Source organism: Baekduia sp. (genome assembly GCF_035685985.1).
Taxonomy (GTDB): Bacteria; Actinomycetota; Thermoleophilia; order Solirubrobacterales; family Solirubrobacteraceae; genus Baekduia.
Genome location: NZ_DASRZV010000009.1, coordinates 1 through 14,389, shown reverse-complemented (window position 1 = coordinate 14,389; position 14,389 = coordinate 1). Strand labels below are relative to the sequence as shown.

The 14,389-nt window shown below is 72.0% G+C and carries 16 protein-coding genes; 8 read left to right on the top strand and 8 right to left on the bottom strand.

What is annotated here, in order from left to right:
• Nucleotides 1–22 precede the first annotated feature (22 nt).
• The 5 genes from VFG42_RS03660 to VFG42_RS03640 form a co-directional block, all read right to left on the bottom strand.
• Nucleotides 23–1,315, bottom strand: coding sequence for a zinc ribbon domain-containing protein (locus VFG42_RS03660; RefSeq protein ID WP_324905363.1), 1,293 nt, complete (start codon nt 1,313–1,315; stop codon nt 23–25).
• An 86-nt stretch (nt 1,316–1,401) separates the two neighbouring features.
• On the bottom strand, nt 1,402–3,429 hold the full coding sequence (locus VFG42_RS03655; RefSeq protein WP_324905361.1) for a serine/threonine-protein kinase: 2,028 nt from the start codon (nt 3,427–3,429) through the stop codon (nt 1,402–1,404).
• Between the two features lie 54 nt (nt 3,430–3,483).
• Complete coding sequence (locus VFG42_RS03650) at nt 3,484–5,049, bottom strand: hypothetical protein (RefSeq protein ID WP_324905359.1); 1,566 nt, start codon at nt 5,047–5,049, stop codon at nt 3,484–3,486.
• A gap of 181 nt (nt 5,050–5,230) precedes the next feature.
• Entirely contained in the window at nt 5,231–5,614 is a 384-nt protein-coding gene (locus tag VFG42_RS03645; protein ID WP_324905357.1) for a hypothetical protein, read from the bottom strand.
• Between the two features lie 214 nt (nt 5,615–5,828).
• Complete coding sequence (locus tag VFG42_RS03640; protein WP_324905355.1) at nt 5,829–6,554, bottom strand: FHA domain-containing protein; 726 nt, start codon at nt 6,552–6,554, stop codon at nt 5,829–5,831.
• 171 nt (nt 6,555–6,725) lie between these two features.
• Here VFG42_RS03640 and VFG42_RS03635 point away from each other — a divergent pair, with 171 nt between their 5' ends.
• Nucleotides 6,726–9,416: a GDSL-type esterase/lipase family protein gene (locus tag VFG42_RS03635; RefSeq protein ID WP_324905353.1), complete on the top strand. Its 2,691-nt coding sequence runs from the start codon at nt 6,726–6,728 to the stop codon at nt 9,414–9,416.
• On the opposite strand, the gene VFG42_RS03630 is transcribed toward VFG42_RS03635, so the two are convergent.
• Both VFG42_RS03630 and VFG42_RS03625 read right to left on the bottom strand, forming a co-directional pair.
• On the bottom strand, nt 9,413–9,640 hold the full coding sequence (locus tag VFG42_RS03630; protein ID WP_324905351.1) for a hypothetical protein: 228 nt from the start codon (nt 9,638–9,640) through the stop codon (nt 9,413–9,415). The genes VFG42_RS03635 and VFG42_RS03630 overlap by 4 nt on opposite strands.
• Nucleotides 9,641–9,803: 163 nt before the next feature.
• On the bottom strand, nt 9,804–10,133 hold the full coding sequence (locus VFG42_RS03625; RefSeq protein ID WP_324905349.1) for a hypothetical protein: 330 nt from the start codon (nt 10,131–10,133) through the stop codon (nt 9,804–9,806).
• A gap of 233 nt (nt 10,134–10,366) precedes the next feature.
• Here VFG42_RS03625 and VFG42_RS03620 point away from each other — a divergent pair, with 233 nt between their 5' ends.
• On the top strand, nt 10,367–10,630 hold the full coding sequence (locus tag VFG42_RS03620) for a hypothetical protein (RefSeq protein WP_324905347.1): 264 nt from the start codon (nt 10,367–10,369) through the stop codon (nt 10,628–10,630).
• Between the two features lie 125 nt (nt 10,631–10,755).
• Here the strand turns inward: VFG42_RS03620 and VFG42_RS03615 are convergent, their stop codons facing one another.
• Nucleotides 10,756–11,052: a hypothetical protein gene (locus VFG42_RS03615; protein ID WP_324905345.1), complete on the bottom strand. Its 297-nt coding sequence runs from the start codon at nt 11,050–11,052 to the stop codon at nt 10,756–10,758.
• Here VFG42_RS03615 and VFG42_RS27480 point away from each other — a divergent pair.
• From VFG42_RS27480 to VFG42_RS03590, 6 genes are all read left to right on the top strand, one after another.
• Nucleotides 10,948–11,187 (top strand): anti-sigma factor, encoded by a 240-nt coding sequence (locus tag VFG42_RS27480; RefSeq protein ID WP_414642315.1) that lies wholly within the window; start codon nt 10,948–10,950, stop codon nt 11,185–11,187. The genes VFG42_RS03615 and VFG42_RS27480 overlap by 105 nt on opposite strands.
• A gap of 209 nt (nt 11,188–11,396) precedes the next feature.
• Nucleotides 11,397–12,161 (top strand): ferritin-like domain-containing protein, encoded by a 765-nt coding sequence (locus tag VFG42_RS03610; protein WP_324905343.1) that lies wholly within the window; start codon nt 11,397–11,399, stop codon nt 12,159–12,161.
• A 20-nt stretch (nt 12,162–12,181) separates the two neighbouring features.
• On the top strand, nt 12,182–12,871 hold the full coding sequence (locus VFG42_RS03605) for a ferritin-like domain-containing protein (RefSeq protein ID WP_324905341.1): 690 nt from the start codon (nt 12,182–12,184) through the stop codon (nt 12,869–12,871).
• A gap of 22 nt (nt 12,872–12,893) precedes the next feature.
• The gene (locus VFG42_RS03600; RefSeq protein ID WP_324905339.1) at nt 12,894–13,574 is read left to right on the top strand and encodes a ferritin-like domain-containing protein; all 681 of its coding nucleotides are present in this window, start codon (nt 12,894–12,896) and stop codon (nt 13,572–13,574) included.
• 18 nt (nt 13,575–13,592) lie between these two features.
• Nucleotides 13,593–13,898, top strand: a complete 306-nt coding sequence (locus VFG42_RS27380) for a twin-arginine translocase TatA/TatE family subunit (RefSeq protein WP_349260378.1) — start codon at nt 13,593–13,595, stop codon at nt 13,896–13,898.
• A gap of 153 nt (nt 13,899–14,051) precedes the next feature.
• On the top strand, nt 14,052–14,228 hold the full coding sequence (locus tag VFG42_RS03590; protein WP_324905337.1) for a hypothetical protein: 177 nt from the start codon (nt 14,052–14,054) through the stop codon (nt 14,226–14,228).
• The last annotated feature ends 161 nt before the right edge of the window (nt 14,229–14,389 follow it).

Below are 14,389 nucleotides of genomic sequence, written 5' to 3'. Positions count from 1 at the left end.
TTCACCTCGACCGTGTGACCGGTCAAACCGTCGGAGCGACCGGCATGCGGCGGTGCGCGATCGAGTGGCGCATCTGCGCGACGGCCTGCTCCCAGCGCTGGTCGGCCGCGGCGAACTGGCCGGTGATCCGGCGGGAGGCGTCGTTGAAAGCGCGCCACTGAGGCGTGTCGCGGAAGTCGTCTCCGAAGCAGAACGGATCGGACGTGCACTCCTGGGCGGCGTCGCCGGCGTCCGTCATCGCCACGATCGCGTCCGACAGGACGGCGAGCAGCGAGGCGTGCGCGGCGGCGAGCGGTTGAGGTGGGTTGATCGCGGCGAGCGCGTCCCGGACGTCCTTGCGGCGATCGGCGGCGGCGTTCAGCTCGTCGAAGGCCCGGCCGTAGGGGATCGTCTCGTCGCCGGTGTCGGAGACCCAGTCGTCGAGGTCGTCGCGCAGGCCGTCGTAGGTCGACAGCTGTCCGGAGACCGCCGAGTCGTAGGACGTCAGCGCGGCGAGGCGGCGGCGCTGCGCGCGGCGGGCGCGACGGTAGGCACGACGCCAGGTGCGCAGCTTCGCCTTGGCGTGCGTGACCAGATGGCCGTCCGCCTGCAGGCTCGCGGCCAACGCGGTGGCCGGTGGGGCGATCGCCGCGGGAGCCCCGAGCGAACGGGCCGCCGCGACCGTCGTCTGCAGTCGCAGGCCGGCGGCCTCGATGCGCTCACGCGTCGAAGGCCACTGGTCGATGTGCGCGGGGTCGACGTGGAGGGCGAGCGAGGTCGCGGCGAGCAGCTCCCGCTCGGCGCCGATGACGGCCAGCGCCTTGCGACCTGCGTCCTTGTCGGCGATCGGGCTCAGACGTGCGGCCTCGGCGGCGAGCACGGCCTCCTGCTCCTGGGCGGCGCGCCCGACGGCGCGCAGGTCGTGGAGGTCGTGGACGCGGCCCAGACGCTGGACGATCTGGCCGGTGCTCGCGTCGGTGAGGCGCAGCGACGCACGCGCCTGCTCGGGGCTGTGGTCGGGCGTCGGCCAGAACGCCGCGAGCCCGACGCCGACGAGCGCGACGGCGGCGGCAGCAGCGGCGCCGACCAGCCACGGACGACGGCGCGCGGAGGACGGCGCCACGAACGACCGCTCGCGGGTCGACTCGGTCGGCTCCGGCGGCTCCACCGGGCTCGGCGTCGGGGTGCGGTCGAGCGGTGGCTCGGGCGCCGGCTGCTCGCCGCACGCGTTGCAGAACCTCGCGTCGGTCGCCGTCAGGGCGCCGCAGTGGGGGCAGAAGGCGACCGGCAGCGCCTTCGCCTTGACCATCGTGGGGTTGTTGGTGCTGTTGCTCATGGTGACCTCCGGAGCGGATAGGTGGGATGAGCCGCACTGTCGCCCGTCGCGTCGCCGCCGGAAATCGCCCACAGGGGTGGGGCGACCTACACCTCCGCGTCGGAGGAGGCGATCGTCGGGCCGCCGACGGGCGGTGGCGCCGCCACGGGCGCACGCGGCGGGGGCGCCGATCGGAGGTGCCCGGCCGCGGCGACCACGAGCCCGGCGAACGCGCGGGCGCTCGCCGGGCGGTCCGCCGGGTCTTTGGCGAGCCCCGCGACGAGCGCGTCGTCCAGCGCCTCGGGCACGCCGGGCGCCACGGCGCCGGCGCGCGGTGGCGGAGCGTTGAGATGGCCCCACATCGTCGTCGCCGCGTTCTCGCCCTCGAACGGCGCGCGTCCGGTCAGGCAGAAGTGCAGGACGCCGGCCAGCGCGTACACGTCGGCGCGTCCGTCGACCGGATCGCCGCGCAGCTGCTCGGGCGCGAGGAAGTCGAGGGTCCCGACCCACGCGTCGGGCTGGGTCAGCCCGGTGCTCGGGCCGACATGACGGGCGAGGCCGAAGTCCGTCAGGTACACGTGCGCGGGATCGCCCGCGGTCAGCAGGAGGTTGCCGGGCTTCACGTCGCGGTGGACGAGGCCGCCGGCGTGCGCGGCGTCCAACGCGGCGGCTGCTTGCGTCACCAGGTCGACCGCGACGTCCACCGACAGCGGCCCGGCACGGTTGACCAACCGCGCGAGGTCGACCCCGTCCACCAGGCGCATGGCGATGAACAGCAGCCCGTCGTCGTCGCCGGTCTCGTAGACCGGGATGACGTTCGGGTGCTCGATCGTCGCCGCGATGCGCGACTCCAACGCGAACCGCGATCGGAACACCGGGTCGGCGGTGCGCTCCGGCGCGATGAGCTTGATCGCCACGGGACGGTCGAGCGTGAGCTGCACCGCGCGGTAGACGACGCCCATGCCCCCGCGAGCCAGCAGCTCCTCCATGCGGTAGCCGGCGACGATCGAGGTGACACCGACCGGGCGGGCGAGCAGCGGGCCGACGACGCCGGCGTCCCCGGCGGCGAAGCGCTCGCGGAGCTCCTTGTGCGCGCGGTCGGCGCGCCACAGGCCGAGGACGAGCGCGCCGGCGGCCGACAGGGCGAAGGCGACGAGGGGAGCGATCGCGAGCGTCACGACGCCCATCGCGAACAGCGCCTGCGTCGCCACGAGGAAGACGGCGGGGACGATGACCGCCGACGCGAACGCGCCACGCCGCCCGAGCCGGAGCGCGGCGAGCGGGACGGCCAGCGCCATCGCGCCGATCAGCAGGGCGTCGAGCCACCACGGCGCGGAGCGCAGCGGCACGCCGCGCAGCCAGGTGGAGATCGCGTTGGCCTGGACCTCGCCGCCGGCCATGGTGTCGCCTCCGGGTGCCACGGTGGCCAACACGTCCTTGACGCCGGGGTCGGTCGCGGCGACGACCGCGATCTTGCCGCGGATCGCCGCCGACGGCACGTGGCCGGCGAGCAGGTCGCTGAAGCGGACGCGGGAGACCGTCCCGGGCGGCCCCGCGAAGGCGATCCGCGCCTCCCCGTCGGGGAGGTCCGACGGGAGGCGCACGCCCACGGCGCGAGCGACGGTGGCCGACAGGCTCGCCAGGCCGCCGACCGCGATCGGCACGGTGCCGGCGGGCAGGCCGTTCTCCGTGCGGAAGCCGGAGAACCCCGTGCGCATCGACGAGAGCTCTCCGGCGGGCGCGAGGACGTTGGTCCGCCCGCGCGCGTCGGGTGCGAAGGCGGCGAAGACCACGTTCCCGGCCCGACGGGCCGCCGCGCGGACCGCGGCGCTGTCACGCCGCGCCGCCGCGGTCGTCCCCTCGGCGGGGAGCTCGACGTCATAGGCGATCGCGCGCGCCCCGTCGGCGGTCAGCCGGTCGATCGCGCGCGCGTGCTCGATGCGTGGCAGCGGCCACGAGGAGCCCAGCGCGGTGAGCGACTCGCGATCGATCGCGACGAGGACGACGTCGGACGGCGGTGGCTCGGTGCCCCGCACGGCGAAGCGCGCTCGCACGGTCTCCAACTCGAGCCGCGCCGGGGCACCCGTCAGGCCGAGGACCGCTCCGACCACCGCCGGGAGCGCGAGCGCCGGCACGAGGGCGAGCGCGCTCCGCCACGAGGCTCTGCGAGCGCGGGCGTCGTCCATCGCTCAGCGGTGTGCCTCATATCGACCGCCCGCGTGCAGGGTCACCGTCTGGCCCGTGACGAGGTCGTGCACGGCGACGATGCCCTGGCGCACGACCGTGGTCGTGCTGTCGCAGGCCTCGGTCGTCAGCCAGTCGGTGCCGAGGGCCGCCGCCGACGAGTACCCACCGATGGTGTGGAACCCGCCGCGTGGCTTGCGCTTCTTCCTGGCCTTGGCGTGGCGCTCGCGCACGCGGACGGTGTTGACGCTCACGGTCGCCAGCGCGCTGGCTCGGGCGCGCGCTTTGGCCGGGCAGGAGTCGGGACGGGCGAGGAGGACGGAGACCACCGCGGAGCTCCGTGCCTGACCCGGGGTGAAGAGGCCCTGGGAGAAGAACCCGAAGATGGTGTCCTTGGGTTTGCGACCGACCGCCGCGAACAGCTGGACCGAGCCGTGCCGGGTGTCCAGCAGCGTGCCCATGGGCACGGCGGAGCCCGGCGTCAGCGGCGTGGTGGTGCCGTCGGCGGCGCGGACGAGGACACTGCCGGTGACCTTCCCGGCGGTCGTGTCGATGCCCTGACGCGGCGGCGTGATGGGCGTCGCGCTGGTGTCGCGGGCGAACTCCGGCGTGAACGCCACGAAGCGGCTGGTGCGCACGAGCTTGCGGATCTCGCGGGCGGCGTGTGGATAGCGGCGCAGCACGTACGGGCCGTCGGGACGGTTGCCGTGGTTGTAGATCATCATCTGGACCCGCGGGTGATGGTGTGCCCACGCGAACAGGCGCGCGACGAACGCCGCCGAGTCCGAGCCCCAGAGGGCCCACTCGCCGAAGACGACCGGCTTGGTGTGGAAGTGCCGGTAGAAGGTCTCGAGGTCTCGGTAGTTGGGGAACTTGGAGTAGAAGTCGGTGCCGACCCAGTCCACGTACTTGTCGCCCGGCCAGTAGGCCTGGGCGCTGTTGGCGGCCGTCTTCGGGTTGCCCGCCGTCTGGGGGACCCACAGGAACGACACGGGCACCTCCGGGAGCGTGTCGTCGGCCTGGCGCCCGCGGACGGCGGGCAACCCGAGCCGGTGCAGCTCGTGGTCGATCCGCGTCACGGGACCGCCGCGCATGATCAGCACCGAGCGCTTCCAGGCCCGGCGGAAGTTGGCGGTCGAGTGCGAGGCCCCGCGCGAGCGGCCGTTGGCCGAGTACGCGCAGTACGGGTTCCAGTTGCCGTTCATCTCGGGCATGATCCGGACGTAGGTCGGGCCGAACTGCGCGATCTGGGTGTTGAGGCGCAGCAGGTAGGAGTCGCCGTCGCCGAGCGCGATGGCCCGCGGGGTGATCTGCTCGTGGGCCAGCGTGCCGGTCGAGATCGAGAGCATCGGCCGCGAGCGGGCCGCCGCCGCGCGACGGAACGCCCAGTCCGACCGCCCTCCCCATTCGACGAACTGCTGAAGGACGGGCGGGTGCTTGCCGGCGGCCCGCGTCCACCAGCCCGCCGGGTTGGCGCCGGCCAGGCCGGCGTAGACCTTGCCGGGAGGCGGCGCCAACTCGTCGGCGCGCGCGGTTCCCGCCGCGGCCATGACGGCGCACACCAGGAGCACGGAGGCGATCGTCGCCGTCAGGGTTCGGGCGACGTGGGCAGAGGGTGCGGGCGCGGGCAACGGACGACGTCGAGTCGGGCGGGCGCCTCCAGGGCCGCGGCTCCGCCACCCTAGGCAAGCGGCGGAGCCACGGTCAACCACACGCCCTCCCCGATAGTTCAGGGGTTCCGAGCAGCTCCGCTCAGGCGAACACGCCGGCCCAGAAGCTGGCATGCGTGACGCCGGTGCTGTAGATCCATCGCCCGCCGGACGCGCCACGTCCGGCGAACGGACCGCACCACGTGGCGATGGTGAAGCGGTGGCTGCCCGGCGGGAGGTCCACGCGCAGCGTCCGGCTGGGCCCGCTCTCGAAGGTGCCGGCGATGTCGACGGCGACCTTCCAATGCGTGAGCGACGTCCTCGGCAGGTAGCACGGGTTGTTGTTCAGCTTGATGATGACCGGCGCGGCGCCGGCGCCGGGCGGGTGCGCGAGGCCGGTCACGAGGGCCGCCGCCACCGTCAGCGTGGCGAGCGCGATGCGCGAGCGGAGCACGGTGGGGTGGCCGAGGACGAGGGGCGAGGTCATGACGGTGCCTTTCGGTCGGAGCGCCGAGGGCTCGGCGCGGGTGGATGGCGCCATCATGGGCAGGGCGGGCCGGGGCTCCCAGCCACCTTCGGGGTGAAGACGGCGACACCCGCCCCGGGTCAGCGCAGCCGGCCGCTGACGAGGTACTCGCGGTCGCCGCGGCGCCAGGTCGGCGATCCGTCGTTCCCCGCGGCGTCGAGTCCTCGGCCGTCCACTAGCGCTCGAGGTCGGCGACCGAGACGATCCCGAGCTGCAGCGCCGTCTCGGCGAGCTTCGCGCGCTTCTGGTTCTGCGGGAGATCGTTGAGCTCGAACTTCGCGAACAGCGCGCGCAGGTGCGTCTTGACCGCGTCGAGGCTGAGGAAGATCTCCGCGGCGATCTGCTGGTTGCTGGCGGCCGCGGCGTAGCTCGAGCCGCCGGTCAGATAGGGGCGGCACAGCGCGACCAGCACGCGCTTCTGGGCCGGGCTGACGTCGAGGTCGCCGTCGAGGCCGACGACGAGCGTGGGCGGGACGGGGCGCGCGGCAGGCGCGTTGAACGCGATGACCGTCTTCCCGGCGCGGATGCGGTCGCCATCGCTCAGCCGCCGGCGGCGGGAGACGCGTTGGCCGTTGAGGTAGGTGCCGTTCGTGGAGAGGCCGTCGTCGCTGATCGTCCAGGTGTCGCCGGCACCGGTCAGCTCGGCGTGAAGGCCGGAGACCTCCCCGTCCCAGGCGACGGCGACGTCCGAGTCGGGCCGTCGGCCGATCGTGACGACACGTTGTCGCGCGGCATCCAAGGTGAGCAGACGGAGGCGGTGATCGGCATCGCGCAACGCCAGGAACGGCGTGCCGTCGCGCTCGGCGACCATGAGCGCCTGCAGCTCGGACGGCGTGGCCGAGTGTCGGGCCAACGGATCGCTGAAGACCGCGTGAAGGTTGCCACCGCTGATCTCACGCATAGCGGCGCGTAGCGTACCGGGCCGTGGATGGTCCGCCGGTGGATCTTGATCGTGTCCGGGTGCCGGGGTGCAAACCTCGCCCTTGAGCCCAGCTCGGGGCGCTTCCCGGTGACCCTGGTCGACCGGTCAGGACCGCTTCTCGACGCTCGGGATCGCGTGTAGCTTCGCGCGATGTCTCGCCCGGCCGGCCACGAGCTCGTCACGTCTCCGAGCGGATCCACGCTCCGCCTGGCGCGGTCGGTGCTGCTCGTGCTGCTCGGCGTCCTGCTCGCGTGCTGGGCGCCGCAGGCGCGGGCGGGCGTGATCGTGTCCTTGGGCGACTCCTACTCCTCTGGCGAGGGCTCGGCTCCCTACGACCGGGACACCGACGTCAAGGGCAGCAAGCACAAGTGCCATCGCAGCGACCTCGGCTGGCCGAGGCTGATCGGCGTGACGGCCGACCATCACCTGGCCTGTTCGGGCGCGGTGGTCGCCAACATCCCCGAGACCGGAGACCGCGGGCCCGCGCAGAACGACGCCTCGCCGGACGACGTGACCCAGGTCACGAGGCTGAAGCAGATCGCGGGGACGACGGCGATCTCCCGGGTCGTCATGACCATCGGCGGCAACGACGCGCCGGTGAGCTTTGCCAAGCACCTGCGCAACTGCCGGCTCCTCGGCGCCCACGAGTGCCTTCGCGATGTCGACAAGGTCATCGGCGAGCTGCCGAGCCTGCGCACGCGCCTGGCCAACACCTATCGCAACGTCCAAGCCGCGGCGAGCGGCGCCCCGGTCCTGGTCGTCGGATATCCCGATCTCTTTCCCGCCCCGTCGGCCAAGCGCGTCAAGCTCCACTGCGGCTGGCTGGACCGCCCGACCCTCCAACGGCTGGAGAAGCTCGAAGCGGCGCTGGACTCCACGATCGCCGGCGCGGCGAGCGACGCCAACGTGGACTACGTCACGATGCGCGACGCGCTGAAGGGCCACGAGCTTTGCACGGGGTGGTCGTGGATCCGCGCCCTCGGCGGCAAGCCCGGCGACATCACGGGCGATCAGCAGCAGGGCCATCCCCTCAAAGAGGGCCAGACCGCGATGGCGATCAAGGTCCTGCACTGGCTCAACCAGCATCGCGGACAGTGCCAGGCCGCTTCCCGCGTCGCGACCATCTTGGACAACTCGGGGTCGATGGACAGCAACGACCCCGAGAACATTCGCGCCCAAGCGATGCAGCTGCTGTTGACCAAGCCCGACAACCAGAGCCGCGTCTTCGGCGCGATCAAGTTCGGCGACGATGCCGAGGCCCTGTTCGCCCCGGGACCGGTCGGCCCGAACCAGGCCATGATGCTCGGGACCCTGGCGGGTCTCGACAACGCGAGCGGCGGTACGGACTACAACGCCGCGTTCTCGGAGAGTGCCGCGGAGCAGCCGGACGCCGACGCCCGGATCTTCCTCACCGACGGCGGTCACAACGCCGGGACCTACGCCAACGGTCACCAGGGCGGGCCGCCGACCTACGTCATCGGCCTGAACATCGGACCGGCCGGCAGCGATGAGGACGCCAACCGACTCCAGCAGATCGCCGCCGACACCGGCGGGAAGTACTTCCCGCTCAAGCTCGCGGACGGCGACACCCCGGCCGTGCAGGTCGGCCGCCTGCAGTCGACGATCAACGACATCGACTCGCGCATCACGTGCGACCAGGTCCAGGCCGAGAGCGCGGTCACCGTGACCGCGCCGGGCACCCGGACCGGGACGGCGAGGACCTTGTTCGCGGGCAGCCCGGGCATGGAGGTCGTGCTCAGCTGGGCCAACCCGGACGCCGAGTTCGGTCTCGGATCGCTGACGGTGCGCGATCGCGCCGGGCGGGTCGTCGGCGACCTGTTGGGCACCAAGCGCATCGGCCACAGCCGCAAGAAGCGCACCAAGATCGCTCTGGGACAGGTCGACGGCCAGACCTTCTCGACCGTCACCTTCAAGCGCCCCAAGAACGGCAGCGGCCTGACGCTGACCGTCACCGCCACCGCGCTCCCGGCCCCGACGGCGGTTACGATCCAGATCCGTCCCATCGACCACCCGCCGACCGCGCCCAGCACGACCACGGTCCCCGTCGCCGGCTCGCAGCCCGGCGGCGGCTCGCAGGGCGGGGATCAGCAGGGGCAGGCGCCGAAGCCCAAGGGCAGGATCACGGCGACCGTCTCCGGCAGCGGCACGATCGCCAGCAACCCGGCCGGGATCGCGTGCCCGACCACGTGCACCGCCACCTTCGACTCCGGCGCCACCGTCACGCTCACCCCGACGCCCGCCGCCGGATGGTCCTTCGCCGGATGGACGGGGGACTGCTCCGGAGTCGGTGCGTGCACGATCACCGCCGACGCCGCGGCGGCCAAGACGGTCAAGGCCACGTTCAGCCCACCGCCCCCGCACCGCGTCGACGCCTACAGCAACTACGGTCCCGCCACCGCCGGCCGGGCGATGTGCCGTGGCAACCCCGGGACGCCGTCCTCCATGCCGGGCGGCACCGCGACCCAGACGTTCACCGTGCCCGCCGGCGTCGCGTCGTTGGACCACGCGACGATCCAGATCGACCCCGACAGCCGCGTCAACGCGCACCTGACGGTCTTCGTCAACGGCGCCGCCAGGGCCTCGGCCGACGCGGCCGCGGCGGGCGACACGCAGTTCTCGTTCTCGTCGGTCGGGGTCACACCCGGTGACACGGTGACGTTCTCGATCTCCTTCTCGGCGAGCTTCGGCAAGATCATCACCGTCTACAGCGCCGCGGCCGTCGGCGGCACCCTCACGATCGGCAACAGCTGCCCTGACGGGGCACCGAGCCTGACCAGCGCCAACGGCCTCCGGGCGGTGGTCTCCGGGTGGTCGACCTAGGTCGTGCGTCGCAAGCGTGAGGGATCGCAACAGTCCGCAGCGTGAACGAGGCAGAACCCGCTGAGGACGATGGCAAGCTCTTCTGGTTCACCGCCGCCGGAGCGCAGGCCCAGCGCCACCACGAGCGTTCCCTGCTGTCCGGCGTGCCGCTCGACCAGTTGCAGGGGCTGGACGCCGATCTCGTCGCGCTCCTGAGTGAGCACGCCCACGACGGGCGCGTCCATGCCTGGGGCGCGCGCCCCGGCAGCGCCGCCGAGCAGAGTGGCTCCGGCTCACGCCCGGTTTCCGCTGTGGGGCAAGGTGGTGGCCAAGGCGCCGGACGCCGAGGACGCCTGATCTCCACCATGCGCCCGACCGGCCGTCCCTGTCATGACGTGAGCGGATCGATCACTCCGTCGCGGCCTGTGGCGGCTCGACCAGCAGCTTGAACAGCCACAGCAGCATGATCCCGGCGACGACGGCGCCGAGCAGGCCGACGATGAGGCCGCCCTTGGTCATCAGGTTGGCGGTCGAGCAACTGCTCGAGGCGACGTTGCTGAACGCTTGGGCCATCTGGCCCGTGGTCGTGTGACAGGCCTCGTAGGTCCGGTGGTAGTGGCCTCGGACCGCGAAGCCGACGATCGCGACGAGCGTGCCGATCGTGGCGCAGATGCCAACGGCGACGCGGCGCGGCAGCTCCTCGAAGATGAAGTCGAAGATGTCGATGATGATGTCCATGTGAGTCGTCCTCCTCGCGCCCTGGTGGCGCGACCGATGAGTGTTGTCGATCGGCAGCCTCCCGGGCGTGGGTGGCGGCGTCCATCCGCCATAGGTGGCTTCCGGCTCCGCCCTGAGGGGCGGGGAACGACACCTTTGGGTGGATGCGGGCGGGCCCGTGGCGCGGGAGATTCGTCTTACGGGACGGAGCCCGCTCCGTTCGGTCCGAATCCACCCGCCCGAGGAGCATCATCATGTACTTGCGCACGCTCGCCATCGCCGGACTCGCCGTCGCCGCCATCCCGCTCGCCGGGTGCGGCACCAAGCTCAACGCCGACACCAGCTGCGAGTCCTTCCTGAAGGCCGGACAGCAGCAGCAGGACGAGGGCGTCAGCAGCGTCGCCGCCGACCTGCACGCCGGCAACGCGGTCACGCCGCTCGGCCGCCCGAACATCAACTACATCTGCGCCAACCACCCCGACATGACGCTGGGCGACGCCGTTCGCGCCACGGGATGACCAACCGCCCCGCACGGATGCGGCGAGACGCCGCGGACCTGGTCCGCGGCGTCGGCGTGTTGGAGTCGGCTCCCGTCCCCGGAACGGACCTCGAAGACGGAGAGGAGGCCGACGCGGCGCCTTCCCTATCGGCCCGCGCGTGGGCGTGCGGTCTCGGACTCGGCCGAACGCGCCGTGCCCTCGGGCGGTGAGCCTGCGCCGATGTCGTCGGCATCTACGAAATGCTGGAGCATGATGGACGACACCACGATGTCGCCGGGCGATGCCGACCTCGAGCTCGTGGAGGCCGGCGTGCCGGCGCGGCGGCGCTGGCACTGATGGTGGTCGGCCTGATTGACCGAGGCGGCGGCGCGCGGACGATCACCGGTATGGCGACCACCTCTGGCGCGCGCGTCGCGGTCCCCGTAGACCGCGATGGTCATGCCGTCCTGCGCCTGGCCGGGATGCCGAACCCGCCCGACGGCCGCGTCTACGAAGTGTGGCTCGTCCGGCGCGGGGACAGCCGCGTGCGACGCACGCGCTGTTCGCCGTCCGGCCGGACGGACGTGCCTAAGTGAGCATCCCGGAGAAGATCAGCGACGCTGATCGCATCATGGTCACCGACGAACCGCCGAGCGGCAGCGCGATCCCCACCGGGACCGCCGCGGCAAACGCGGATCTGCCCTAAGCGCTCGCGCGCGGACGAACGCGGCGGCCGGCGTGCCAAGTCGGCGGTGTTGACCGCAAATGGGTGATCTGTCCGCCGCCCGGCCGCGCAAGACCGGACATGACGAACATCGACATCGATCAGCTGGACCGCTCCGGCGACCTCCGGCAGGCCGCAGATGACGCGGGCGCGTGGGACCCGAGCGGGACGCGGCGCCAGATGCTGCGCAACGCGGGGATCGGTGGCGCGGCGGTCTTCGGGCTCAACGCGCTGCTGTCGCCGCTGGACGCGTTCGCCTCGGCGACCGCGGGGCAGAAGGGCGCCTACTCGACCTCGGGGTCGAAGTCGATCCGGCGCGGCAAGGCCAACGCCAACGACGTCAAGATCGGCAACTACGCGCTGACGCTGGAGTACCTGGAGGCCGCGTTCTACGCCGCCGCGGTGCAGGCCAACTACCCCGACGCCGACATCAACGCGTTCGCCAAGACCGTCGCCGCCCACGAGGCCGCGCACGTCACGGCGCTCAAGAAGGTCCTCGGCAAGGCCGCGGTCAAGCCGCCGGAGATCAACACCGCCACGGTCGGCAAGCTGCTGGCCGACCAGAACACGTTCATGAAGACCGCCGCGGCGATCGAGCCGGTCGGCACCGCCGCCTACGCGGGCGCCGGGCCCTACCTGAACAACTTGGCGATCGTCAAGGCCGCGCTGTCGATCCACTCGGTCGAGGCCAACCACGCCGCCTACGCCGCGGCGCTGGTCAAGTTGAAGGGCATCGACGCCACGGCGGACCCCATCCCCAACGCCTTCAACCCGGCCTACACGTTCAACAAGACCATCAAGACGGTCTCCGGCCTGGACCTCGTCAAGGGCGACCTCCAGCCGTAGAGGCGAAAGGAGCCAAGACCATGAACATGGATCAGATCTCCGTCGTCGAGTTCGACGGCGACGAGGCGGTCGCCGAGGCGGTCGCCGGGCTGGAGGAAGCCGGCGCGACGCGCGGGTCGTTCTTCCGGCGTTCGGGCGCGGCGGCCGGTGGGCTGGGCGTCGCGGCGGCGCTGGTGCCGTCGTTCTTCGGTGGGACGGCCGGGGCGCGCGAGGGTGGCAGCAAGGCGCAGGACGTCAAGATCCTCAACTTCGCGTTGACGTTGGAGTACCTGGAGGCCGCGTTCTACCGCGAGGCCGTCAACCGTGGGATCTACTCGGGCGCGGTGGGGACGTTCGCCGCGACGGTCGCGTCGCACGAGGCGACGCACGTCGCGACGCTGAAGTCGGTGCTGGGGTCCAAGGCGGTGGCGTCGCCGAGCTTTGACTTCAAGGGCACCACCAAGCAGTGGAAGACGTTCCTGCGCACCGCCAAGGTGCTGGAGGACACGGGCGTCGCGGCCTACCAGGGCCAGGCGCCGCGCATCCACCAGAACGCGGTGCTCGGGCCGGCGGCGGCGATCCTGGCCGTCGAGGCCCGGCACGCCGCGTGGGTCCGCGACCTGCTCGGCGCCGGCAAGACGGTCAAGCCCGCGCCGGCGGCGTTCAGCACGCCGCACTCGATGGAGGCCATCCTGGCCGCCGTCAAGAAGACCGGCTTCATCAAGTCCTAGCCCTCGACCTGGAGATCAAGACATGTTGTTCATGAACCAGAAGCCCCGGGTCGACCTGACCGCCGTGCTGGACTACGACACCGACGGCGCGCTGGCCGAGACGGCGGCCGAGGCGCAGCGCCACTCGCGCCGGGCGTTCCTGCGCCGGTCGGGGATCGCCGCCGGCGGCGCGGTCGCGGCGGGCGCGATGGTGCCCGGCCTGACCTCCGGCGCGATGGCAGCGACGCCCAAGGGTGACGTCGCGATCGCGAACTTCGCGCTCACACTGGAGTACCTGGAGACGGCGTTCTACGCTGCGGCGCTCAAGCACGCGGGGCTCACCGGTGAGCACAAGCGTCTCGCGCGGACCGTCCACGCCCACGAGGCCGCCCACGTCGCGGCGCTGAAGAAGATGCTCGGCAGCGCCGCGGTCAAGAAGCCGTCGTTCGACTTCGGCTCGGCCGTGCAGTCCCAGGCGGCGTTCACCGCCACCGCGATCACGCTGGAGGACACCGGCGTGCAGGCCTACCAGGGCCAGGCCGCGTTCATCAAGAGCCAGGCCGTGTTCAAGGCCGCGCTGTCGATCCACCCGGTCGAGGCCCGCCACGCCGCCTGGATCCGCCAGATCGCCCACCAGAACCCGGCGCCCGCCGCGTTCAACCCCTCGCTCACCAAGTCGCAGGTCCTGGCCGCCGTCCAGGGCACCGGCTTCATCAAGAGCTAGAAGAAGGAGATCAAGAACATGCCCATCGGCGTCCCCGAGATGTTGATCATCCTCGTCATCGCGCTGGTCGTCCTCGGCCCCAAGAAGCTGCCCGAAGCGGGCAAGTCGCTCGGCAGCGGCATGCGCGAGTTCAAAAGGAGAGCCTGTCCGGCGCATCCGCCCGCGACGACGAACGCGCCTAGTGAGCGGCGCGCCCGCCTCGGGATCTTGTCGACCGCAAGCTCTGCAAGGAGTTCAAGGCCTACAAGATGCGCGAGGCGGCCGAGCTGCGCGAAGCGCTGGAGGCGGGCGCTGACCTCCGTGACTGCCATGGTCGCAAGTTGAAGCCCTTGGGTCCCGCGTCGATGCGCAAGCTGATCGACCGCGCTGGCGATCATCCTGGACGAGGCCGCCGAGGACGAGTACCTGGACGCCAACCCGCGCGCGGCAAGCGCATGCGGGTCCGGGTTCCCCAAGCCCAAGCGCACGTTCCTGGAGATGGACGAGCTGGCGTGTCTGCTGGACTGCGCCTCCGACCAGGACAAGCTGCTCCCCGACGAGCCCGAGGACGACGGCGACACCCGCACCTCGGCGCAGGCGATGGTCGCCCACTGCCTCATGCGCGGCCTGGAGGGCGCCAGCGCCATCAAGCCGCGGGTCCTGGTCGCCGTCTAGCGATCGGCAACATCATCAACCTGAAAAGCGCCTCAGTGTCAGGCTTGGTGATGCGGATGGTGGTGGTGTCCGCTTGGGGTTGTTGGGTTCCGGGAGGGCGGCGGGCTGACTCGTAAAGCGCCTGTCTTTGTGACCTGGCGGGGTTGTGTCGCCCGTCGCCG

Bases quoted from the DNA above. Each gene is read 5' to 3' on its own strand.
- VFG42_RS03660 (WP_324905363.1), bottom strand. From the start codon at position 1,315: ATGAGCAACAGCACCAACAACCCCACGATGGTCAAGGCGAAGGCGCTG.
- VFG42_RS03600 (WP_324905339.1), top strand. From the start codon at position 12,894: ATGTTGTTCATGAACCAGAAGCCCCGGGTCGACCTGACCGCCGTGCTG.
- VFG42_RS03610 (WP_324905343.1), top strand. From the start codon at position 11,397: ATGACGAACATCGACATCGATCAGCTGGACCGCTCCGGCGACCTCCGG.
- VFG42_RS03625 (WP_324905349.1), bottom strand. From the start codon at position 10,133: ATGGACATCATCATCGACATCTTCGACTTCATCTTCGAGGAGCTGCCG.
- VFG42_RS03605 (WP_324905341.1), top strand. From the start codon at position 12,182: ATGAACATGGATCAGATCTCCGTCGTCGAGTTCGACGGCGACGAGGCG.
- VFG42_RS03630 (WP_324905351.1), bottom strand. From the start codon at position 9,640: ATGGACGCGCCCGTCGTGGGCGTGCTCACTCAGGAGCGCGACGAGATC.
- VFG42_RS03590 (WP_324905337.1), top strand. From the start codon at position 14,052: ATGGACGAGCTGGCGTGTCTGCTGGACTGCGCCTCCGACCAGGACAAG.
- VFG42_RS27480 (WP_414642315.1), top strand. From the start codon at position 10,948: ATGGTGGTCGGCCTGATTGACCGAGGCGGCGGCGCGCGGACGATCACC.
- VFG42_RS03635 (WP_324905353.1), top strand. From the start codon at position 6,726: ATGTCTCGCCCGGCCGGCCACGAGCTCGTCACGTCTCCGAGCGGATCC.
- VFG42_RS03640 (WP_324905355.1), bottom strand. From the start codon at position 6,554: ATGCGTGAGATCAGCGGTGGCAACCTTCACGCGGTCTTCAGCGATCCG.
- VFG42_RS03615 (WP_324905345.1), bottom strand. From the start codon at position 11,052: ATGACCATCGCGGTCTACGGGGACCGCGACGCGCGCGCCAGAGGTGGT.
- VFG42_RS03620 (WP_324905347.1), top strand. From the start codon at position 10,367: ATGTACTTGCGCACGCTCGCCATCGCCGGACTCGCCGTCGCCGCCATC.
- VFG42_RS03645 (WP_324905357.1), bottom strand. From the start codon at position 5,614: ATGACCTCGCCCCTCGTCCTCGGCCACCCCACCGTGCTCCGCTCGCGC.
- VFG42_RS27380 (WP_349260378.1), top strand. From the start codon at position 13,593: ATGCCCATCGGCGTCCCCGAGATGTTGATCATCCTCGTCATCGCGCTG.